Origin of the sequence: Vibrio sp. 10N.222.55.C6, from assembly GCF_041473395.1 — a bacterium.
GTDB lineage: Bacteria > Pseudomonadota > Gammaproteobacteria > Enterobacterales > Vibrionaceae > Vibrio > Vibrio crassostreae_C.
In genome coordinates this window covers 1-325 of sequence record NZ_JBFRSD010001128.1, presented here as the reverse complement: position 1 = coordinate 325, position 325 = coordinate 1, and the positions used below count along the sequence as shown (strand labels likewise).

The 325-nt window shown below is 47.7% G+C and carries 1 pseudogene; it reads left to right on the top strand.

The window, feature by feature from the left end:
* Positions 1–325 (top strand): annotated as a pseudogene (locus tag AB4486_RS27845) (LacI family transcriptional regulator); the annotation flags it as partial.

The following is a 325-nucleotide window of genomic DNA, read 5'->3' as shown; positions in this document are numbered from 1 at the left end:
CCCGTGAGGCTATTCGTGAACTGATGGCTCAACAGGTCGACAGCATCATTCTCAATGTGCCTTTAAAGAGTGCAGACGCCGAATTGCTGGTAGAACAATATCAACACTTGAACCTCATCTTCATTGATGTCCCTTCTAACAGCCAAGTTAACTATATATGCGGCGATCACGCCGAGGGCGCAAAGCTGGCGGCTCAGCATCTTATTGAAAATGGTCGCTCTGAATACTTGTTGATCAGCGGGCCTAACGAATCCAGTGCCTCACAAATCCGTCTTCAGAGTTGGTTGGGTGTGCTATCAGATGCAAACTGTCAGGTACAGTTTCA